Here is a 22,304-nt window from a genome sequence, read left to right as displayed (position 1 = left end):
CCCGATGCCCGCCGCCGAGATCTCCATCGACCGCGATCCGGTCGGTGCCGGTGAGGAGTTCGCCGTCGCCATCCACACCTCGCCGGTCGCACCCGTCCGGCGGGCGGAGCGCGGCCCCGGCGCCTCGTACGCGATCGTGCTGGACGCCAGCCAGTCGATGGGCTGGCCCGCCGAGAAGTCGGGCGACACCAGCCGCTGGACGCTGGCGCTGAAGGCCATCGGGGAACTGCTGCGCAACCTCCCCGACCGGGACGAAATCCAGGTCGTGGCGTTCAGCGACCGGACCTGGCTGATCGCCGACACGACCACGGTGGCCGAGCTGCGCGACTCCGGCCGGCTGGAGCGCCAGAGCGCGCCCGAGTACGGGGTCACCAACATCGAGGCCGGGCTGCTGCTGGCCTACGACCGGCTGGGCCGGTCCCGGGCGGCCTCCCGCCGGGCCATCCTGTTCAGCGACGGTGAACCGAACCGCGGGGCGACCGCTCCGCAGGCGCTGGCCGCCATCGCGGCGAAGGCCGCGGACCGCGACGTCTACACCGACGCCGTCGGCATGGGCAAGGACGCGAACTTCGAACTCCTGCAGGCGATCAGTGCCCTGGGCGGCAACGGCCACGTCGCCTCCCGGGACGGCTCCGAGGTCGTCATCAAGGAGATCGTCGGGCGGCTCGCCCGGCAGGGCCAGAACCTCGCCGCGGCCGGCGGTGAGCTGGTCGTCGACGTCCATCCGCTGTTCCCGATCACCGGCGTCTACCGGGTGAACCCGGCGCGGATGCGCCTCAACGCGCCGGTCACGGCCGGGACCGACGGCGCGCAGCGGGTGACGATCCCGCTCGGCGCGGTCGGCACCGGAGACGACCGGCCGATGTACGTGCTCCGGCTGCGCGCCCCCAACAAGATCATCAAACGCCATCTGCCGATCGTGAAGGCGACCGGCACGGTGCGCACCGGCACCGGGACGCTCGCCCTGGACGAGGCGAACGGTGCGATCAGCGGGATCGCCGATGTCCCGGTGCTCAACCTGGAGAAGCTCATGGACCAGGTCAAGACCATCGACCTGGAGACCGAGATCGCCCAGAAGATCAGGCACGCGAACCCGTCCGTGCACGCCGACATCTACGCGGAGGCGAAGCACCGGGCCCTGCAGGAGGGCTTGGGTGATCTGGCGGGCGACTACGACATCGCGCTCCGCGGGCTCCAGGAGGGCCTCGACCCCAACGACGTCCGCAACGAGCAGCGGTCGAGGTCGAGCACCAGCCGCACCAGCCCCAACGAGATGCTCCGCGCTCGTCCGAAGCTCGACCCGACGGTGCTCGGCCAGCGCCACGCCGATCGCCGCACCGTGCAGCGCGAGGAAGGCGCCCGCTCCGGTTCCGTACGGCGCCCGCACGGCAGCGAAACCGAGGACTGGTGATGAACGTCAACGCCGTCGTGCTGGACGCGGCCAACATCGCCTGCAAGAACCGCCGCGGCGGGGCACCGCCGGAGTGGCGCTTCACCCGGGTGGAGCGGGTGAAGCGGGCCTGCCTGGACACCTGGCCGGGCGCGCTCGTCCGCGCCGTGATCGACGCATCGGCCGAGCAGCGGCTCGCCGACCGGGGCCGGTCCGACACCGCTCACCAGGAGGGCTGGCTGCAGACCGCCCCGGGCGACGCCGACGACCTGGCGCTGAACATCGCGGCCCAGCTCGGCGCCGCGGTCGTCAGCCGCGACAACTTCATGGACGCGCGTCGCGACCATCCCTGGCTGGAGCGGGAGGCGGAGCGGGTCTGGTCGTTCAGCATCCAGAAGGACCGCAGTGTCGTGCTGCGCCCCCGCCGGCTGCTGCCGGCGACCGACGAGCAGGTCGCCGAGGCCCGCCGCAAGAAGGCGCGCAAGGCCGGCATCGTCACCCTGGGCGAGGACGAGGTGTGGACGTGCACCGGCCCGCCCGACAAGTGCAACTACGCGGGGCAGGCCGTCCCGGTGCTCCGGCGCGGCGGGGACCGGCTGTGCAAGTTCTGCAGCTACCCGGCCGTGGAGCAGGTCTACACGCCCGTCCCGAAGGCGGTCGCGCCCCTGCTCACGCTGCTGGTGAACGGCCGGGAGCACGGCCGCTTCCCGCTGCCGCCGGACGGGCTGGTACTGGGCCGCGGCGGCCCGTCCCGCCCGGACGTCACCGACCTCACCGCCGGGCTGGACCGCAGGTCCGCGCACGCGATCAGCCGCCGGCACCTCCAGATCGAACCGGACGACGAAGGCTGGCCGGTCGTCGTCCACCGCGGCTCCGGCGGCGACACCTTCCTCAACCCGAGGGCCGGCGCCGACGGGCTGCCGCTGGACAACAGGCTCGCCCACGGCGAGCGCTACCCGCTCATCGAGGGCGACGAGCTGTGGCTCGGCGAGGGCCGGGTCCGGCTGATCGTCTCCAACCGCGACGACGAGTGAGCGTGGAGGCCGAATGAGCGTGCTGGAGATCGACTCCGACCAGGTCGGGAAGGTCGCCTACCGCCGGGAGAGCTACGGCGGCGGCCGGTTCAGGGTGGTGCGGCTCCTGGCGGGCGCCGGACAGGGCTACGCGCTGCTCACCGAGGACACCTGGTGCGGTGGCATGACGGTGCTGAAGGGCCTGTGGTGGGACCAGGGCCATCTGCGGGACGAGGGCTGGCGGCCCCGCCTCGACCGCAACAAGGCGCAGCAGCAGCAGGGCCTCAAGGCCGTCTACCAGGCGATGCAGGTGACCCAGCAGGCCCCGCCCGTGATCGATGTCCTGCCCGAGCCGTCCCCCACCCTGGAGGCGTCCGGGGTCGCCGCCGACGAGCACGAGTACTTCGTCGTCACCGAGTTCGTCGGGATCCCCGGCCGCCCCGTCCGCACCCTGGAGGACGACATCAAGGCGCGCCGCCGGGAGAAGCGCCCGTTCACCGAGGACGAGCTGATCGACCTCGCCGAACAGCTGTGCGGCGCGCTCGGCGCCTTGCACGCCCGGCGGCCGGCCAAGCGCCGCACGCCGGGCCACAGGGAGGAGTACTGGATCCACGCCGACCTGAAACCGGAGAACGTGCTGGTGCTGGGGCCGCCTGAGCAGTACATCCTGATCGACTACGACGCGGCGGTCGTCGACGGTCAGCCGATCAGCACCACCACCCCGGCCTACAGTCCGCCGGTGCCGCACGGCGCGACCCGCAACCCGGAGCTGGACAAGGCGGCGGAACGGTTCGACATCTACATGCTGGGCGCCACGCTCGCCGAGGCGCTCGGCCTGTCCCGGCTGGACGAGGACATGAAACGGCAGCTGTACGGCACAGCACACGAGCACGGGGTGGCCAAGCAGCGGCTGGCGGCGCTGGGCGGCAGCCCGATCCTCACCACGCTCATCGCGAGCTGCCTGGCGGAGCCCGCCTACCGGACTCGCAACGTCCAGTCGATCCAGGCGGACCTGGCGCGGGCGCGCGACGGAGCCGCGCTGTCCTCGGTGCTGCTGGGGGCCCGATGATCGGGCGGTCCGGCCGGGAGTGGACGATCCGGGCCGGCCAATGGCGGCCGGGGCATCTGCGCCCGCACGACGGCACCCGCCCGCACCAGGTGGACCTGGTGAACGACGAGAGCGGCAACACCTTCGGCGCGCTGCGCCGCTTCGCCGACCGCCGGGAGCGGGCGGACGCGCTGGCGCTGCTCGGCATCGGCGGGCCCGCCGTCCCGGCGCTGCTGGATCTGGTGGACGCCGCCGAGTCGCCGCCCGCCGTCATCACCGCGTGGGCGCCGGGCCGGTCGAAGGTCCCGCTGGACCAGCTGATCGAGCCGGACGACCTGCTGGCCCAGCTCCATGCGGGACGGCGCTGGAAGCCCGCCGCGGCGCTGCGGCTGCTGGTGCCGCTCGGGGACGCGCTCGACCGGTTCGCCGAGCGGGGGTTCGTCCCGCTGGAGCTGTCACCCGACCATCTGGTGGAGAACGGCGGCGGGATCCGGCTGGTCGGGCTCGGCCGGCACCTGTACCGGCCGATGGAGGGCCGGCTGCCCGACGCGGCGGGCATGTCGCTGCCCACCACGCAGATGCTGTGCGGCGCCATGCCGGGCCCCGGCTCCGGGCGGGCCGACTGGCGCGAGGCGCAGGTGGGGATGCTGCTGCGGCTCGCCGGCTGGATGTGCGGCGGGCTGGCCCCCGGCTCGTGGGGCGTCATCGACGGCACCGGCCAGGACGAGTACCTGCGCGCGTCGGGCTTCGCGAGCGTGCCGTCCCTGGCGGCGGGGCGGCTGGCGGAGACGCTGGCGTCCGCCGCGGCCGTGGAGCGCACCGCCGAGGCGGAGCGGCGCGTCCGCGGCGCGTCCTGCGTCGTGCTGTTCGACGAGGCCGCGTGCAAGTCGTCCCACGAGACACGGGACGAGTGGAAGCAGTCCCTGGTGGGGGAGCGCCTGTCCGCCTCCGTCATCGAGGTGGCCAAGGACAAGATCAGGGTCGAGGTGGCCGCCGGCGGCGCGGAGAGGTGGCCGTTCAACGTCTACTGGCAGAACACGCCCGAGGGGGACCGTAAGGGCTCCCGGTTCGTCGACCTCACCGCGTCCTACAGCGTCGGTTCGACGGTCACGGTCGTCGTCTCTTCGATCCGCCCGATGTCGGCGAAGGTCGTCGCCGGCACCGGTGTCCGCGCGCGGGCGCGCCGGTCGGTGCCGCAGGTGCAGGTGAACCCGGAGTCGGTGCGGCTCGGGCTGCTGGAGGAGCACGGCCCGGACGTGCTCGCGGTGGCGGCGCTGCCCGCCCACCGGCAGGCGTCGGCGATGGCGGCGCTGCTGTCCGGTGCCGGCTGGCTGATGCTCGAACCGGACCGGTTCGGGGACGTGCTGGCGACCGTGCGCCGGCTGGCCCCGTCCGCCCGGATCGTGGTCGCGGGCCGGGCCGGGCCCCGGCTCGCCGCCGCGCTCCCGTCCGACTACGACGAGATCCTGCCCGGCCGGGCGCGGGGGCCGAGGATCGCGGGCCGCAGCGCCGACGCGCTCCCCTACCTGAACGACCCGGACCTGAACGCCTACACGGCCGAGGTGCTGAACGGCCAGGGCGGCGCCGCGTTCAGGCGCCGGACGTTCGCCCCCGGCTGGGCCCTCGCCCTGAACGAGGACACGTTCAAGTACCGGCAGGGCCGGGCCGGCAAGGACCAGGGCAGGCAGCTCCGCACCGAGCTGGACGAGATCACCGCGCTCTACGGCGCCGACACCGAACTCCTGCTGCGGATCGCGGACATGCGCGCCCGGCCCGGGCTGCGGAGCGAGAACTGGCACCAGATGCGGGTGCGGCTGCGCGACGCCGCGTCCGTCCTGCTCGGAATGCCGCCGTCCGGGGCCCTGCGCAAGGACCTGATGCACGCGCTGCTCACCCGCACCACCGACAACCTGCACGGCGATGTGACCCTGCGGCTGCTCCCGGTGGCGCCCCGCCTCGCCCAGATCTACGAGCCCGAGCTGCGGCTCGGCGACTTGCCCTTGCAGGAACTCCTCTACACGCGGGAGGGCGTCCGCCGGCTCGGTCTGCTGGGCAGGATCGCCACGGCGCTGCCCGGGTACCCGGTCGCGTCCCTGCTCGACGCCGTCGAACCGCTGGAGCAGCCCCTGGTGGACGCGCTGCTGGACGTCCCCGCGCCCAGCCTCCAGTTTCTCGTGGGCCGGCTCGGCTCGGACCGGCTGTTCGAGGTCCTGAGGCCGTTCATCGACGGCCCCGACCTCGACCTCCTCGGCCAGTACACACCGACGGCGTGGCGGCTGCTGCTCGAAGGGCTGCGGCAGCCCGAGCACCTGACGGCGCTCGGTCTCGGCTGGGCGCTCGTGGTGGAGCGCGACCCGGGCGGCACGGTGGACGCTCGCGCGCTGCTGGAGATCGCCCGCCAGGCCGGGGTGGAGGCCCGCTACGCCGTCCGCGCGCTGCTGGAGACGCCGACCGCGCAGTGGCCGCGCCTGCTGGCGTCCCCGGCGGCGTCCGCCGGGTGGCTGCGGGCGTTCGGCCGGCTCGACCTCGCGCCCGTCCTGGACGCCTTCCCCGATGTCGCCGACCTCCTGCCGCGCTTCTCCGCGCAGGTGCTCCGCGCCGCGGCGTCGGCCGGCCTGCGGACCGACCTGCTGGAGACCCTGGAACGGTTCGCCGCCGGTGCCGGGGTGGCGGCCGGCGACGTCGTCGCCGCCTTCCTGAACGTCGGTGCCATGGCCGACGACGCCCCGGTGTTCGCCGCCGAGGCGGCCGCCGCTTGGGCGGCCGCGGAACTGGCGGCGGGCGTCGGCCTCGACGACGTGCTGGCAACGCTCATCGAGGACCCGGGGCGGCTGCGCGCCTGGCTGGTGGAGGGCGAGAACCTTCCGCGCGAGGTGCTGTCGGGCGTCCTCGGCGCCCAACCGCGCAGCCTCGGCGTCGGCCGGACCGAAGGCGTCGCGCTGGTGGCGCTGCTGGAGGCCCGGCCCGCGCTGCTGCCGCTCGTCCGCGACCTGGTCTTCCCGAGCCAGCGCCTGCGCCTCCTGCGCCTGGCGGCGGATCACCCGGACTGGAACCTCGCCCGCCAGACCGTCCGCGACGCGCTGCCCGGCCTCCTGGACCACCCGGCCCCGGAACGGATCCTGGCCCTGATGCTCGGCGAGGACCTCACCTTCGCCCAGGCCCGCGTCGCCCTGGACCGCGACCTCGACGACTCCGGCCGCGCCCTGCTCCGCACCCTCGGCCCGCTCGCCCCGGACGACGACCTGTTCGCCGTGGCGTCCCGCTACGGCGCCGCGATGGCTCGCGACGTCGCGATCCTCCAGCAGACCCGCCCCGGGGCCGCTGCCGCCGTGCGCTCCTGGGGCGACCGATGGCTGCCGCTGCTCGCCGGCCCGTCCGGCGCCCCGATCGCCGCGCTGCTGGCACGGTTCCCCTGCCCGAGCCCCGCCGTCAGCGCCTGGCTCCGCGCCGCCGGGCAGGACGGCCTCACCGAACTGGGCCGCCACGGCCGTGCACTGCTGGACCTCGTCGACCAGGCCGACCCGCACCCCAAGGACGCCATGCTCCTCGGCGACCTCCTCCAAGTGGGCGGCGGCCCGGCCGCCTACCGCCTGATCGTCCAGCACGGCCTGCCGCAACGGTTGTGGCCCGAGGTCGCCGCCCTCTCCGGCCGCCCGGCGGAAGACGTCCTGCTGGCCCTCTGGAGTTCCGACGGATGGAACCCGACCCCGGTGACCCCTCAATAGGAGCTCACCAAGATCCAAAGCGCTCCCACACAGTTTGGCCACACCAGGGGCCTGCCCGACAGCCTCGCCCGCGCCCGGAGGGCACGGAATCTGCCTGCCTTCCGGTGTGGTCGGTGCACCGCCGCGGCCTGGACGTCAAGGGGGCGATACAGACCCGACCCGCTCGGTTTCGATCCCTGTTCTTCACACTTCCATCACCATTGCCAACGAAATCCGGCGGCAGCGTTCTCAATGTAGGGAACGAAGCGGTGGACGGTCCCTGATTCATCGACGCTGGCCGGTTCCTGGTGTAGTACTGCTCCGCCCCGGTGGTCGTCCCAGAGCGCCCACCAGACTCGGACTGGTGGGCATTTCCGGGGAAACTCCAGGGAGATGTCGACATTATCCGTGCGTGCATGCGCGACTCGCCGATACTCGTAGGTCTGGTTCATCGCCCGATCGAACCGCACCTCGTATTCGAGGGAGGCGACTTGTCCTGAACGCAGGGGGCTTGCCAAGAAGATCTGAACGACGGGGGTGCTCCCACTGAACTCACGCTGGGGAGAAGGGCTGCCGCCGCGGCGGACGGTGATGTCCGAGGCACCGGTGAACAGACGTAGGGGGAAGCTGTCGACGCCGTCTTCACACGCCATGATGGCCCGAGTAGTCCGATGGACGATCGGACGGCGGTCCGACCCAATCGTCCGGTGCTCGAAAACGGCTAAGGTACGGTGACGCTGGGGCAGTGGCAGGAACGGCGGATGCCGTAACGTTCCTGCCACTGCCTGAGCGTCGTTCCGCCTGGAGTGGCCGGCCCGCTCGCCGCCGTCATGGCCGGGTGCCGGGGCCTGCTCGCCCGCGAGGAGTCGCGCCCGCAGCTGTTCGCCGTCTGCGGGGCTCATGTCGAAGGCGTCGACGAACCAGTTAAGGGTCTCGGGACTGATGATTTCACCGGCCAGAGCGCGGTGTACCCGGTCCTTCAATGTCCGGGGAAGGGCCGTTTGGGTATCTGGCCGCTCGCCGGTATCCCACAGGTAGAGGGCTATGACCTTGGCGACGGCGGACTGGCCAATCTCGGCGCCGGGCGCGCGACGAAGATGTCGCTCCCATTGGCTGCGGTAGCGGGCCCGTTTGAGAAGCAATGATCGCAGGAGTTCGCCCGTCCCTCTTGCCCGATCTTGTAGCTTGAGATCGTTTACCATCGTACGCCCCCGCCCGAACAGGTACGAATGCAGTATTTGGCGGTGTTGCTTACCGGTCAGTGGGTCTTTCTTGTCAGTGATCGGTGTGTGCGCAGCATATCCCTTTTGCAGGGAAGGCGCAGGTCTCCCACAGGAAGAGGACAATGTGATCAAGGCCGGTTTGCGACACGAGCGCGACACGCGCCTGCTGAGGTCGGTCGCAGGCGCATGCGGAGCCGGCGCTACCCGGCTGGTGGTTGCGGAGTGGTCCGTAGCGGTATGCGTGTGGGAGAGAAGACCTGTCGGAGCATGGCCGACCATTGTCCTTGCGGCCGACGTATCAAGTTACGGGACGAGGGATGACCGAGACGAGTTCGCATCCGCACGGGGACCGGGAGTCGGTGCCGTCCGTTTCGAGGGACAAAGCAGCCGACCCGAATGATTTTCGGAGGCTTTACCATAGGCCGCCGGATGCTTTCATCGTCCGCGGAGACCAGGTCGAGGGGCGCACCGTCGCCGGACTCGGCCCGGGAAAGGTGATGTACCTCGAGGCCGACTCCGCCGGTCGGCACACCAGCAAGCCGGTGCCGAAGGAGGAATGTGGTGCGACCGCCTCGATTGTCAGGTCAGGTCCGCACCCCACGGAGCACCTCGCCCCGCACCAGGTACACGCGGCAGCCGATCTCGTCGAGGATCTGCCCAGGTCCGTCGATGACGAGCTGGCCAAAGACCCCCCGCTTGCCCGTTTCGTGATGGAACGGATCGAGCAGGCCGGTCATCACGTCTGGCTGGTCGGTGGCTGGGTGCGCGACGTGGTGATGCACGGTGCGCGGGCCAGGCCGAAAGATCTGGACATGACGGGCACGATGATGTCCGATGAGCTGAAGGCCGAAGCCGACAGAACGTTGGTCGATATTGGTCTCGGTGACCTTTACACAATGACCAGCAAGAACTTCGTCTACTCCGTTGCGCCGGCCTTGGACAAGCCCCGGTTGCTGGAATATAAGACCGTCCAGGTGGACGGCCTCGGTTTCCCGGCCTACGGCGGTGACCTGCTCGACGACGTCGTGTGCCGGGACCTCACCATCAATAGCCTCTACTACGACCACCGGCACCGTATCATCATTGATCCCAGCGGGTCGGGGATCGACCACGCTCGGGCCAGACCGTGCCGCCTGGCCACGCCATTCCGAACCGCTGATCCGGCCAGGCAGGCCGCGATCGTCATGCGCTTTCTCAAATTCCGCATGCGGTTGGAGGTATCTGACGCCTCCGAGTTCGAGCGATGGGCGCGGGAACTGCCCGAAGACATGGCGGCCAGGATTCCTGAGGAGGCATGGCCACAACTCCACGGACTCTGGCGGCGCTGCGTTCCACGGGATCATCGATCTCGGGCGTTCGAGGAGGGCACGCTCCTCGGTCCGGCGGTGGCCGGCCTTATGGACGTGCTGAAGCGGCGGAGCACATGACCGGAAACCGGCCGCTCAGCAACTGGGTCGCGCGGGCGGCGGAGATCGCGGGAACGGGGCTATGGCGGATCACCGGTCAGGTCAACGATGGTGATGAACGTGCCGACGCCCGGCACATGCCGGAGTTCGCCGATGGCTGGTGGCGCCGCCCGCTCGCGATGGAACCGTACGGCAGCGTTCTCGGCCTCACGCACGCCGCGTCGGGTCGTACCGTCGTGGAACTTGGTGGGACAGCGGAGCCCGTCGCCGTCGGTAGTCGCGCTGTGGAGATCCTCGCCCGGATCGAGAGTGAGCCCTGGCCCCATGGCGAACTCGATCCCGCGGAGCGGGACACGCTGAAGGCCGAGGACCCCGCCGTCGTGCATCTACTCCTGAGCCGCTGGGCGGCGGAGGGAACACCCTCAGCCCAGTGTTTCCACCTGCTCCCCTGGGAGTGGGTCGACCAGATGGTCGCCGGTGTGCTGACCGTGATGCGCGGCGAAGGCGCGCCCGCGAGCACCCGGCTGCGCTTCTTCTTCAGCCCGGCCGGATCCCGCTTCACCGCCGCACTCGAGCAACTTGACTCCGGGGTGCGTGGCGTCAATCGGGCCATCGCGTGGAAGGGCGCCACCGACCTGATGACACGGCTACCACTGCTCGATCCGGACCGCGTACCTGAACGAACCCGGCACGCGCTGGCCGAGCTGGTCCGGGCCCTTGAGAGCCGTAACCCGTTCCTGCGGCCGGTCGCGAACCAGGCCGCCGCGCATCTCATCGGCACCGGTGCTTCCTCGGCGGGCGTTCGGGTCGATGCGCGCCTTCCCGCAGCGGCGGACGCCGGTTCGCGGATCAGGCGCCGGGCTCAGCGGATCGTCCGCGATCCGTTCACGCTGCAACTGGCTGTCACCTCTACCGGACAGGCCGAGCTGACCGTACACGCGCAGGTACCAGAGTCCGGGTCGGGCGGTGCGGCGCTGGCCCCGGAACCGCCGGATGCGCTGCTGGTCCCAGTCCGGCTGCTCGGCGTACGGGGAGGCGATCGCTTTCTCGTACTGCTGCTGCGCCGGGCAGGCGGGCTGGTCGGCAGGATCAGCCTTCCGGTGAGACCGGGGGCAGCGATCGAGGCCGACCTCGCCGGCCCGCCTCTCGGCGGGCTCGACCTTCCCGGCCTGGGGCCGGACGAGGTGGTTGCGTCCATCCGGGCCGTCGGGACAAGAAGCGGCCGCGCTGCTTGGCGCGCCTTCGTGGCGGATCTGCCGGACACGCACCCGCTGCGGATCGTCGTCGAGGGAGAGACACGATGACGGCGGTCGGTGACGGAACACATGAACAGAGCGGCGCCCAGCCCGGCGGTCGTGTCGGGCGGACCGACCCGTGGTCATGGTTGTCCGACGCGCTCGATACCGACGAGATCGACCTCTTGGAAGACGACTTCGCAGACATCCAGGAGGAACTGGTCGGTCCGAATCACCCGCTGCCGCGTTGGATCGCCGGGTTGGTGGGTCGGCGTGCCGTCAACGAACTGTGCCGTCTCCGATACGAACGGACCGTCATCCACCAGGTGCTCGACGACGTGGCGGACTTTCGCACACCTGCGGAACTAGGCGAGGTAGCGGGAGGGGAATGGGGACCTTCCGCCGCCCCCGATGCTGACGAGACACTGGGAACTCGCGCCCTGCGCGTCCTGGCGGGCCTCGGGCTGTACCTGGTGGAGGACGAGCCGGAGGCAGGTCACCTGAGTTTCGCGCTGTCCTGGTTCCGGCAGGCGTGCTCATCACCTGTGACCCGGCTCGTGGAGTGGGAACCGAACGCGCTCGCGGACGCCGTATCGTCACCCGATGGCCGTCTACGTGGCCGACTGGAGCGTCTCGCCTCGTTCGCAGGTGAGGACCGTGACACCGGCGCGGTCTACACGACGGCGGTCACCCTGCGCTTTCTCGCGGAGGAATCGGCCCGATCGGTCCGCGCCGGTGACGAGGCCCGGGCGGGACGGCACACCCGAGGTGGGCTTGCCGGCCGACTCGCGCAGTTTATGATCCCGGGGCGACGAGCCCGGTTCGGTTCATGGCGGCTCGTGGTTCTCTTCGAGCGCGGTGCAGCGGGGGAACGTGCCGAACTACGCGGCACCCTGGTCCGCGACCTGCCCGCGGCCCTGGTGCCGGATCCCGCGAGCATGGCCCTGTTCTGCGGTGACGAGGCGTTCCAGGAGTCGATCGACCGGGCTTGGTCGCAAGCCGGAGCCGACTGGATTAAAGGCTCCGTATTGTGGTCGGTCGAAGGGACGCTGGGGCCGCTCGGGCACATCACCGACGGCTCCCTGGGGGCCGCTTTCGCGGTCCTCCTCGACGAGGTCAGGAGGCAGCAGCGGCCCGCCGCCCGCCGCCACCCGCTGGCAGCGGGGGCCGCGGTCTTTACCCGGCTGCTGCGCGTCCGCCTCCTGGTCCCCTCGAACGTGGTCACGGGTCGGATCGACCGGCGCGGCGCGATGCTCAGCGTCGGAGGCTATCCCCGCAAACTGGAGTCCGCCGGAGACGGCGCGCGAGTGATCGTTCCTGCCGCTGACCTGGCCACGGCGATGGCGGCCAAAGGTTCCGACACGCAGATCATCGCGGTACCCACCTGGAGAAAGGCCGCCTCATGCGCGCGCCGCCGCAACCGGAGGGCCGTGGTCCGGCTGGCCGCCGCCTTGCTGGTCCCCGCTCTTGTGACCGCGCTGGCGGCCGGTTTGAAAGCCCGTTCCTCAATGCGGGAAGCCGCTCTCGAACGGCAGGACAAGCAGGTCGAGCAGCTGATCCGCACCTCTCGGACCGTCCGCGACAACGACCCTGCTCGAGCCCTCCGACTCGGGCTCGCCGCTCACCAGATCAGGCCCGGCAGCGCCACACGGGCGCACCTTGTGGAGACCCTCCTACAAACCCGCTATAGAGGGACACTGCCGGAAACAGAGTCCCGTCCATCCTCGCTCGCCTTCGCCAGTGGTGGACGGACGCTGGTGAGCGCGGACCGCAAGGAGGTCACACTCTGGGATGTTCGGTCAGGTGTGAGCCTTTCCCGGATTCCCATCGAGCCCGGGGCGCTGGAAGGCACGGGTGATGCCGGTGCCGTCATCGCGGTCGCGGATCGCGTCTCCTTGCTCGCGATCAGTGGTGGCAACGGAGTGGGGCTCTGGAACATCGCGACCCCCGCGCGTCCGACGAGGACCGCATGGATCCCGATCCCCTCCGGCGCTCGGCTCCTGAAGTTCCGTCCAGACGGGAGAGTGCTGGCCAGTTGTGGCGGCGAGTTCGATGAGCACCCGTCCGGCGTTACGCTGTGGGACACGACCGTCCCAGCCCGGCCGCACAGGCTTGCGAAGGTGACGCAGAACCCGCGTCAGGGGCTCGCCTTCGACGAAGCCGGTCACAGGATCGCGGTGACCGAGGGCGTTGGCGCGGCGGTCTATGACCTCAGCCGAGCATCCCGGCCGATCCACCGTGCCACGATAACCCCCCAACAGATCAATCCAGCCACCGACGTTGCTTTCGGTCCGGACTTCGACGACCTTTACATTGCTAACACGCGACCCAGCGCGGCCGGGGCCGGAATGGGAAACGACTTCGTCTCCGAATGGTCGATCAATGGCCCGGGGCGACCGATACTGCTCGGCGTCCATCGGGGTCAGGGAGAGATCGAGACCTCACCGAGCGGAGCTCTCGCCGCCATCGATCATGACGGTTCGATCGTCATCGGCGGGACCTACCTCTATCCGGACGGCAAGGCGAGTGTGTCGGCCTCCAGCGCGCCTCCGATGCCCGTCGGCGAAACGATTATGGCCTTCAGCCCGGACGACCGGATGATCGCCATACGCGGGCGGGGCGCGCGGATCAGCCTTTGGGAAACCGGCGGCCTTGGCGGGTTCACGCCCGCCAAGGGGATGCCCGGCTTCGGCGACCGGCCCGTGGTGAACCCTCGTGGCACGCTTCTCGCAGGGAGGACGTCCAATGGCACGTCGCTGCTCTACGACATCTCCGCGCCCGGGCGGTACGAACGGCTGGCGCGCCTGCCCGCGGATGCCCGTCCCCTGTCATTCAGCCCGGATGGTAGAACCCTGCTCGCGGCCCAGGCGGGCGGCGCCATCGTCCGCTTGGACGTCTCGCGTCCACGTCGGCTGAAGGTGGCTCAGGAGGGCAGCTATCTCTTTAGCGACGGCGTCCTCCTCGACGCCGCCACCGCTCCCGGGGGGCGTGCCGTCGTGGCCGCCGCCCAGAACCAGGGCGTGTTCCTGTGGGATGCCGCCCAGTTATGGAGCGCCGAGGGCCCGCAGGCGCTGATCGGACCGGAGACCTGCCGGTCCCACGCGACAGAGGGGCTCCCCCCGGAAGACTGCGATCCGGTGATCGCCTTCGCCGACGACAAGCCGCTCTTGGCCGTCGGAGGAATCGGCGCGAACGTCTCTCTTTGGAATGTCGTTGACCCCCACCGTCCGCACCGGGTGGCGGACGTCCCTGCGGACGGGACCGGTGCCGTACCGGTCTTCGCTTCCGGCGGTGATGTCCTGATCACTGGCCACAGACGCTGGGACATCCATGATCCCGAACGTCCACACCCCCTGGACCCGCTGGCCCTGCCGGAAGAGAGCACGAACGTGCTGGCCTACGGCCAGCACGGCGGGTGGGCGAGTACCCGCAACCATCGGGATACCACGATCTGGTACCTGGGCAATGGCCTCAACCCCTTCGGAGTCGCCGACTCCATCCAATCCGGACCACCCTGGGCCGTATACGTTCCCGGCGGTCGCGTGGTCTCCACGTCCTATGACAAAACCGAGTTCCTCGACCTCAAGTGGATCACGGAGGTCGCCGACGATCCCGTACGGTCCGGCTGCGGCGGGGCGGGCCGGGGACTGACCCGCAAGGAGTGGCATGCCGAGGTTCCGCTCGTTCCCTACCGTCCGACCTGCCGCTGAGCGATTCGGGCCGGCCCGGGTGCGACCGACCCGGCCCATTGAAGCCGGGAGCCGCCCACGGTGGCCGCTCCGGGCGGCTCTGCTGCTCGCAGCCTGTGCCGCGATGCTGTTGCTGTCCGCCCATGGGAGTGCTTTCGCCGCGCACGGTACGGCGGGAACGGCTGCGGAGCCGCGCCTGCGGGCGTACGCGGTGCTCGGCGCCACAGCTGGCTCCGGCGACCCCGGCGCGGACGTCATCGAAATGTCCGTGACCGGGGCCACGGCCTGCCGGTGGCCCGCGGGCAGCCCACCACCGGCTCCGGAACGCGGCGGCGACGGGGTACGGGTGTTGGTGAACGGCACGGTGTTGTGGCCGTCCGCCGACCTTACCGAGTCGAGCGGTGTCCAGGTCGCGCGGGCGGGCGCGGAGGAACTGTTGCTGTTCATGCCGGTCGGTCAAACACCCGAGGGCGAACCGTTCACGGTACTCGTCGAGTGCCGGAGTCCGTCGCTCGGGACATGGTCCAAAGTGATCGAACAGATGGTGTCGTACCCCTCCTTCGAGAACCTGCTCCCGCTGATGCAGACCGGAACGCCATCCGGCGGCACGGTCGAGTTCTCCGATGTGAACACGCTCTACCAGCAGACACCACGGGTGACGGCCGAGCAGGTGACGGCCATGGTCGACGGCCGTGCGGCCCAGGTGGTGGCAGGTGACCAGGCGGGCATCATGTCGGTACGGATGCCGCCGGGCGTTGGTCCCGGAATCCGGCTGGTCAGACTGACCGCGGGAGGCCGGACTCGCATCGTGCCGATCAGCAACGGATTCGCGCCGATGGCACCGGCCTCACCTCCGCCGAAACAGCCTTCCGGGCCGACGTTCTCAAAATCGATCCCGGCGCTGTCTCAACTGCCGATCGATCCGGTTGGAGTCGGCATCGCTGCCTCCGTCGCCCTTGCGCTGGTCCTGCTCATCGGATTCCCCTCGGGCATTTTTAACAAGACTCTGGAGGAGCATCGCGACGAACTGGCTCGTGGCCTGAGCAGACTGGCGGCCCCATTACGCTGGGCGCGTACCCGGCCCGGCCGAGGCGGATACCGGTCGGGATCATCGGGCCGGTGGACTTGGCCGCGCTTCGCTGTCTTCTGCGCGGTGGCGGCCCTGCTGTTGGTGTTCCTTGACCCTGGCATCGGTTGGGCCAGCACGGATGCTCTCGTGCTATGGATTGGCTTCCTGATCGCGATTCCGCTGACGACGCTAGCGTACTCCGGAACCGTTGAGATCTATGCCCGGCTCTTCTCTGGAGTGCGCGGCACCATCTTCACGGTCGGTTGGGCGCTTGGAGTAGCGCTGATATGCATGCTTGTCTCGCGTTTCGCTCATTTCAAACCAGGCTACGTCTACGGGCTGGTAGCCGGATTCGCGGTACTCGAAACAGATCCAGGCGGGGCCGATCGGCGGCGTTCTCCATATGATACCGAGGGCGAATCCGAGCGTGACGAGGAGCCGAGCGTACGCGAACTTACGGTGGAGCGCGATGGCGGGACCGTCCTGGCAGGTGCGGTTGCGGTCCTGGCGGTGAGCCTGCTGGCCTACGTACTTCTCAGTCAGATTCATGTGCGTGCCCTGGAAAGTGGCGCACCCGTGCCGCTCCGGCTGTGGGACTCGATACTCGCCACGGTCTTCGTGACCGGGGTGCAGGTCGTCGTCTTTGGACTAATGCCCCTGCGGTTCATGGACGGAGTCAAGTTGTACTCCTGGTCCAAGCGAATTTGGGCGGCAGTGTACGGGCCGTCGGTTGCAATGTTCTTCTATGTCCTCGTCTTCAACCATGACAAGGAAGGTGCTCAGGAGGGGAATCGGAACGCTGCATACTGGAAGGACGTGCCCACCGGGTTCGCGCTTTTCCTAGTCTTCGGTGCTATTTCCTTTCTCTTTTGGGGATACTTTCGATTCCGCCCCGAGAGAGAACAGGAAGGCGCCGGAGGCGAACAGGCCCGAACCGTCTACGGAATTCGCAGATGGACGGCATTCGTGGGTTGTGTGGCATTACCTACTGCCGTGGTCATCGCAGCCGCGCTTTGGGCTGGCGCTCATTTCGCCCGCGGAGGACCGCTCGTAGCGGCCGCCTCGCCCCGGGGCACGGCACCGAAGCCCGCCGTGCCCGCGACCGGGCTCGCCACGGCATCACCCAGGAGGACCACCTGCGAACCCGGCCCCACTGTTACCGATCACCTGCGCCGGACGTTCACCGCGTGGAAATGCCCGATAAAGAACCGTCCAGGCAACGTCTACGCTGAGCCGGGGGTGTCGCAGGTCATAGGTCGCCTCGGCGCCGGCCCCAACTGGTTCGTCTGCTTACGGAAAGGTGATAGGGCTCCTGGTGAAACCTGGCTTTACACTCAAGCTGACGAGATCTTTGAGAACCGCGGCTGGGGTTGGTTTCCTGCCTCCTATCTATCTGAAACAGGAGAAGATGTGACAATGGTCAGTATTCCCGAATGCAGGATGAATTGAACGTCCTCCGAACCATTTCGGGCAGGTCTGCTACGGCAGCTGTAATTTCGGCTCTGACCTGCTGTGATCATGGGGTGGTTTCGGCGTAGGTGTGCCAGGCGTGGTGGCAGGCTCGGGCTCGTTGCTGGTGGCGTCGGCGCCATAGTGACCATGCGTGTCGGTGCTGGGGGTCGGTGCGGGGCGGGGGTACGACGGTCCCCCGGATGAGCCGTAGCAGTTCGGGGACGGTGATGGGGATCAATTCGGGGTCGCCGGGGTGGCGTTCGGTGGCGGTGGTGACGGCGAGGTAGGTGTAGGCGAGCAGGGCCAGGCAGGTCCAGCGGTGCCAGGAGACCCAGCGGGTGGTCTGGCCTTTGTCCAGGCCGCAGGCCTGTTTGGCGAGCTGGTGGTCTTCTTCGATCTTCCAGCGGACGGTGGCGATGGCCACCAGCCGGGCCAGCGGCACCGGGGTCGGGCTGTAGCAGCGGTAGTAGGACAGTTTGCGGGTGTAGCGGTGCCGGCGCACCAGCAGGACCGTGCATCCGGCCTGGTCACCGGCCTGGTGGCTGTCGGGGGTGTCGTCGGGTGTGATGGCGAGCATGGCCCAGTCGTAGGAGCGGACGCCTTTGGTCCCGGTGCCGGTGCGCATGCGCTGCCACCCGCCGTCACTGATCAGCCGGACGGCCCTGCGGGCGGTGGTGGTGTGCGGGCCGAGGGCCACGGTGTGGTCGTGCTTGACGGCCATCACATAGCCCATGCCCAGGCTCCGGACGCAGGTGCGCAGGTCTCGGCCGCCGTAGACCTCGTCCCCGGCCACGAACCCGGCGCCTATCCCGCGGCCGCGGGCGCGGGCGAGCATCGCGGCGGCCAACTGCGGTTTGGTGGCGAACTCGACCTGTTCGGGGACACCGGCCAGCTCGCGGCGTTCCTCATCGGCCGCCCAGTCTCTGGGCAGGTACAGGCGGCGGTCGATGATGGTGTGGCCATGGCCGGTGGCGTAGGTGAGATTCACCGTCACCTGGCACAACGCGACCCCGCCCAGGCTCCCCGAATACTGGCGCGCCGCCCCGACACAATCGGTGGAGGATTTGGCGTCGCCGGTCTCGTCCACGATGAACACCGCGTCCTGGTCACCGTCGGCGCCACCGTCGCCGCCGGTCAAGTGTTCAACGGCCCAGGCCGCGACCTCGTCCAGGACCTGCCGCTCGTCCCATTTCGCCCTCGACAGCAGGTGCTGCAGCCGGTGCGGGCCTGTGTGCCCGAGCGCCTCGCCCAAGGTCCAGCAGTTGTGGTCCTCCAGCTCCATCAGCAGGCCCAGCACGAACTCCCGGGCCAGCCGTCGCGGCTCACACCTGCGGAAACACCCCGCGATCCGGGTCATCACCGCGTCCAGAAACCGGGCCCGCCGCTGCTGTTCGGCATGCGCTATCGTGCCCCCGACGGTCGTCGGGGTTTTGGTTTTCGTCACACAAAGCAAAGATCACGGCGGCCGTCCCGCATGTCCGGGACTCCACCCGATCGTGATCATCTCAAGCTGCCCCGCTGACCAGCAGCGACATCCCCAAATTCACGATCTACAGCTGCCGTATCTGCGGACCACCAGGTCGCCGCCTGACGAGGCCATGGTCCGTTCCCGGCCCGTGAGCGGGAGCGCCGGGCCGAGGATTAGCAGGAACCCGGTCAGCACCGCCGACTGTTCGAAGCGGCCACCGCTGACCACGGCCCCATTCCGGCGGAGGACCTCGACACTGCGCCCGACCGGCGCGGGCGTGGCGGCCGTGGAGGCGGCGTCCCAGCATCCGGTCGGTGCGCCGCGCGGCCGCCGCGCGGCCCGGACGATCCACGCGAATCTGGCGCGGGCATTCGCCTGCAACCTGGTCACCATCCCGCTTGCTGTGCTCGGCCGGCTCAGCCCGATGCTTGCTGCCGCGGCTATGTCATTCAGTTCGGTGCTCGTCGCCGTCAACAGCCTGCGGCTGCTGCGCGGAGGTCACCGATGAACGCCGTGCGGGCTGCTCTCGCCCCGGCCGTGGCCGGCGTGGTCACGGCCGGGCGCACTCACTGCCCGGGCACTGACCGGCCACGCGGGCTGACCCGCCGACGTCCGGGTCGGTGAGGCTCCGGTGATGTTCGACATGCACCTGGCCAACCGGGGGGCCAGGTGCGCGAGCAGTGCCGGGTCGTAGCCGGTCGCAGCCCCGGCTTCCAGGATCTTGTGGCCGGGCTGCGCGCCGAGTTGTTCCAGTTGGGTGGCGACGATGGAGGGCGCGAAGATGGAGGAGATTATCTCACCGACGGCGTCGTGTTTGATCGACACCGCATCGTCGATGTAGGCGTCCTGCGGGTCAGTGCCGGGGATGAACCGGTGGCGCTCAATATGGCGGAAGGCGCCGATGATCGCGGGGGTGCGCAGGTAGTCCGCGTCGGTGAGCGTGCTCACCATGGCTTCGCGCAGCTCAGCGGGATCGGTGGTCGGGTTGATGGTGGTCTCCATCCGCTTGAGGTTAGGAACGTGGTATGTGGACAGGCCGGCCAACACCTCAGCCGATTCATCAGCGGCTTCATCGTCTCCGGGGACGACGTGCCGCCCCAGCTAGGCCGCCGCGGCGTGCTCGGCGGCCGATGTTGCGGGCGGCAGTTGAATGCGAGGATCGCGTACTGGGGGAGCAGGGCACACATCATGGCCTCGGCTGGCGGGGGAGGCCGCTTCCTTGTGGTTCACAGGCACTCTTTGGCTGCGGCCCTCATCGAGGCTCATCGCCATGTCAGGGTCTCGTGGCTGGTTGAGTGCTCACCGCTGGCAGTCGTTCAGGTGCCTCTGCCTTGGGAGATTTATCTGCTGAGTTAATGGGGCCGCTCTCTTATGGCTCCGGGTTCCGATGTCGGATGTCGACGCCTGGGGTGGACGGTTGGTGAGGAGCGCGGCGGAGGCGGCCAGTTCGCGGACCAGGCCCCAGACCCAGGCGGCCTCGAGGTCGTGGGCGGAGCTGGGCAGCGGTCCCAACACCCACACGATGGTTCCGTCCGGGGTAGCGATGACCTGCAGGTTCATGCCGTGTTCTTGTGTCTTGCGGAGTAGAAGGGCCGGTCGTCCCTCACTCGGTCGATCGGGATGAGCGTGCCGTCCAGGAGCAGATAGAGCAGGCCGTCTCTCTTGGCCTTGGCCAGCGCTTGGGTGAGTTCGGGTGATCGGGCCGACAGCAGTGTCACCGTTTCGTTGACGTAGCGTCGGGCGGGGGCGGTGCCGACTCCGAACCCGGCGTCGAGCTGCGAGAAGGTTTCCCGTTCTTCAAGTGGGCCGGGGGCATCAGCGTCTGCATGCCCGCCGGGAGGGCTCGGCCCTTGCTGCCGGTCTGCTTGCAGTTTCCAGCGGCCGGCGCCGTCGCCCGGGGGGCGTGCTCATACCGTGCGGCCGTGGCCGGGACCTGCCCGGCCACGGCCACGGCGGGCATGAGCCGTCGCCGGCGCTTACCGCGCGCCCGGCGGTCAGCTCTCTTTCGGCGACCGCGGACGTTCCTCCCGCCCGGCGTGCGGAGCGTGCGGCTCGGGGATCGAGTCGTCGCCCTCGGCCAGCGACGTGCCGATGCGTGCGATGACCTCCGGACGCCTACTGCGGGTGTACAGCATCAGGCCGACGCCGATGACGATCCAGCCGAGGTAGACGAACGGCAGGATGCCGTAGATGCCGTCCTGCAGCGGCCAGACCGTCTTGTACAGCGGGTACAGGAAGACGACCGACCCGAGCAGGCCCAGCACGCCGTGCCGGAACCAGTGGAAATACCCGGCCCGGCGGGTGTACCGGATCAGCCCGAGGTTCGTGAAGATGTACGACACCAGGAACGCGATGGAGATCAGGAAGCCGAAGTACCCCCAGACATTGAAGGGGCCGGTGATGAACGCCAGCGGCACGCCCAGCGCGATCGAGATCACGCCCATCACCGCGATGGCCGCCACCGGGGTCCGGCGGCGCGACACCCTGGCCAGGGCGGACGGCAGGACGTGCTCCCGGCCGAGCGTGTAGAGCACGCGGGCACCGGCGATGAACGCGGTCTGGCTGAACGCCAGGATGCTGCTGACGGTCGCGAGGACCACGATGAAGAGCCCGAACTTGCCCCAGTACGTCTGGGCGATGGTCTGCAGCGGCGCGGAGTCCTCCCCGAACGCCTTCATCTTGCCGATCCCGTAGCCGTAGACCATCGCGTAGGAGATCAGCACGTAGAAGACCGGCACGACGATCGCGGCGACCCACAGGCCCCGCGGGATGCCTCGCTTGGGGTCCCGCACCTCGAGACCGAGGGTGGCGCCTTCCTCGATCCCGACGTGGGAGAGCACCGCGTAGGTCATCGCCAGGCCGACGCCGCCCCAGCCGAGCGCGCCGGCGGAGGAGACGTGGAAGGGGGTCAGGTCGAAGCCGCCGCCCGACTTCGGCCCGTCGATGATCACCCAGACGGCGAGCGCGATGAGCACGACCATCTCGAAGCCGAGCAGGGTCAGCGCCGCGTGCAGGGACTGTGCGATGCCCAGGTAGGCAAGGACGCACACGTACGCCAGGGCGAGGAACGTGAAGATCCACCACGGGACGTGGAGGCCGAACTGGGATTGCAGCCACTGCTCCACCCAGCCGCCGAACACCGCGAATCCGGCCGCGGAGAAGACCAGGTAGGCGCCGATGAACGTCCAGCCGTAGACGAAGCCGACGTTCGGTCCCCACGCCTTGGAGTTCCACGTGTACAGGCCCCCGGAGGTCGGGAGGCGTTTGGAGAACTCCGCGAAGGTGTTGACCAGCAGCAGGATGCCCGGCCAGACCAGCACGAAGGCGAGGACCAGCGCCGATCCGGCGAACTGGCCCATGAACTGGAGATTCAGCGCGATCACCGACGCGGGGCCGCAGCCGGCCACGGAGAGGATGGCCACCTGCTTCCAGTCGATGGCCGCCTGGCGGAGCCCGGCGTCCTCGGCCACCTGGGCCGGGGTGATCTCGCCGTGCGGGGAGGCCGCGAGGTCACCGTGGACCCGGCGGGGGTGTGACTCTGTCATGCGTGTTCCCTCTCGCTGGTGGCGCCCCAGGGGGTTGGGCGTCACGTCCTGGATTCCTGCTG

General features: G+C 69.6%; 14 protein-coding genes. 9 read left to right on the top strand and 5 right to left on the bottom strand.

Annotated elements, in window-relative coordinates; translation table 11 throughout:
- Window positions 1-4 precede the first annotated feature (4 nt).
- Genes ACQP1N_RS20415 through ACQP1N_RS20400 form a run of 4 tightly spaced genes read left to right on the top strand, consistent with a single transcriptional unit; the run spans window position 5 to window position 7,176 of the window.
- On the top strand, window positions 5-1,411 hold the full coding sequence (locus ACQP1N_RS20415) for a VWA domain-containing protein (RefSeq protein WP_433225990.1): 1,407 nt from the start codon (window positions 5-7) through the stop codon (window positions 1,409-1,411).
- Window positions 1,411-2,424, top strand: coding sequence for a hypothetical protein (locus ACQP1N_RS20410; protein WP_433225988.1), 1,014 nt, complete (start codon window positions 1,411-1,413; stop codon window positions 2,422-2,424). Before ACQP1N_RS20415 ends, ACQP1N_RS20410 begins: the two co-directional genes overlap by 1 nt.
- Window positions 2,425-2,437: 13 nt before the next feature.
- Window positions 2,438-3,472, top strand: coding sequence for a phosphotransferase (locus tag ACQP1N_RS20405; RefSeq protein WP_433225986.1), 1,035 nt, complete (start codon window positions 2,438-2,440; stop codon window positions 3,470-3,472).
- Window positions 3,469-7,176 (top strand): hypothetical protein, encoded by a 3,708-nt coding sequence (locus ACQP1N_RS20400; protein ID WP_433225984.1) that lies wholly within the window; start codon window positions 3,469-3,471, stop codon window positions 7,174-7,176. Before ACQP1N_RS20405 ends, ACQP1N_RS20400 begins: the two co-directional genes overlap by 4 nt.
- 194 nt (window positions 7,177-7,370) lie before the next feature.
- Here the strand turns inward: ACQP1N_RS20400 and ACQP1N_RS20395 are convergent, their stop codons facing one another.
- A complete protein-coding gene (locus ACQP1N_RS20395; protein ID WP_433225983.1) occupies window positions 7,371-8,357 on the bottom strand; it encodes a hypothetical protein in 987 nt (328 codons plus the stop codon).
- 338 nt (window positions 8,358-8,695) lie between these two features.
- Here ACQP1N_RS20395 and ACQP1N_RS20390 point away from each other — a divergent pair, with 338 nt between their 5' ends.
- From ACQP1N_RS20390 to ACQP1N_RS20375, 4 genes are all read left to right on the top strand, one after another.
- Window positions 8,696-9,805 carry a hypothetical protein gene (locus ACQP1N_RS20390; RefSeq protein ID WP_433225981.1) on the top strand — a complete coding sequence of 370 codons (1,110 nt, stop codon included), beginning with the start codon at window positions 8,696-8,698 and terminating at the stop codon, window positions 9,803-9,805.
- The gene (locus ACQP1N_RS20385; RefSeq protein WP_433225979.1) at window positions 9,802-11,088 is read left to right on the top strand and encodes a hypothetical protein; all 1,287 of its coding nucleotides are present in this window, start codon (window positions 9,802-9,804) and stop codon (window positions 11,086-11,088) included. Before ACQP1N_RS20390 ends, ACQP1N_RS20385 begins: the two co-directional genes overlap by 4 nt.
- Window positions 11,085-14,729 (top strand): WD40 repeat domain-containing protein, encoded by a 3,645-nt coding sequence (locus ACQP1N_RS20380; RefSeq protein ID WP_433225977.1) that lies wholly within the window; start codon window positions 11,085-11,087, stop codon window positions 14,727-14,729. The genes ACQP1N_RS20385 and ACQP1N_RS20380 overlap by 4 nt, the downstream gene beginning before the upstream one ends.
- Window positions 14,730-14,832: 103 nt before the next feature.
- Entirely contained in the window at window positions 14,833-17,226 is a 2,394-nt protein-coding gene (locus tag ACQP1N_RS20375) for an FGLLP motif-containing membrane protein (protein WP_433225975.1), read from the top strand.
- A 67-nt stretch (window positions 17,227-17,293) separates the two neighbouring features.
- Here the strand turns inward: ACQP1N_RS20375 and ACQP1N_RS20370 are convergent, their stop codons facing one another.
- Window positions 17,294-18,673, bottom strand: coding sequence for an IS701 family transposase (locus ACQP1N_RS20370; protein ID WP_433225973.1), 1,380 nt, complete (start codon window positions 18,671-18,673; stop codon window positions 17,294-17,296).
- A 301-nt stretch (window positions 18,674-18,974) separates the two neighbouring features.
- Between ACQP1N_RS20370 and ACQP1N_RS20365 the strand changes: the two genes are divergently transcribed.
- Complete coding sequence (locus ACQP1N_RS20365; RefSeq protein WP_433225972.1) at window positions 18,975-19,205, top strand: hypothetical protein; 231 nt, start codon at window positions 18,975-18,977, stop codon at window positions 19,203-19,205.
- Here ACQP1N_RS20365 and ACQP1N_RS20360 read toward each other — a convergent pair.
- The 3 genes from ACQP1N_RS20360 to ACQP1N_RS20350 form a co-directional block, all read right to left on the bottom strand.
- Window positions 19,196-19,699 carry a hypothetical protein gene (locus ACQP1N_RS20360; RefSeq protein ID WP_433225970.1) on the bottom strand — a complete coding sequence of 168 codons (504 nt, stop codon included), beginning with the start codon at window positions 19,697-19,699 and terminating at the stop codon, window positions 19,196-19,198. The two genes, ACQP1N_RS20365 and ACQP1N_RS20360, sit on opposite strands and share 10 nt — an antisense overlap.
- Before the next feature lie 554 nt (window positions 19,700-20,253).
- Complete coding sequence (locus ACQP1N_RS20355; protein WP_433225968.1) at window positions 20,254-20,415, bottom strand: hypothetical protein; 162 nt, start codon at window positions 20,413-20,415, stop codon at window positions 20,254-20,256.
- 276 nt (window positions 20,416-20,691) lie between these two features.
- Window positions 20,692-22,242, bottom strand: a complete 1,551-nt coding sequence (locus ACQP1N_RS20350) for an APC family permease (RefSeq protein WP_084262471.1) — start codon at window positions 22,240-22,242, stop codon at window positions 20,692-20,694.
- Window positions 22,243-22,304 lie beyond the last annotated feature (62 nt).

Origin of the sequence: Actinomadura formosensis, assembly GCF_050948385.1 — a bacterium.
Taxonomy (GTDB): Bacteria; Actinomycetota; Actinomycetes; order Streptosporangiales; family Streptosporangiaceae; genus Spirillospora; species Spirillospora formosensis.
The sequence above is the reverse complement of the archived record's forward strand: the minus strand, read 5'-3'. Positions and strand labels throughout refer to the sequence as shown.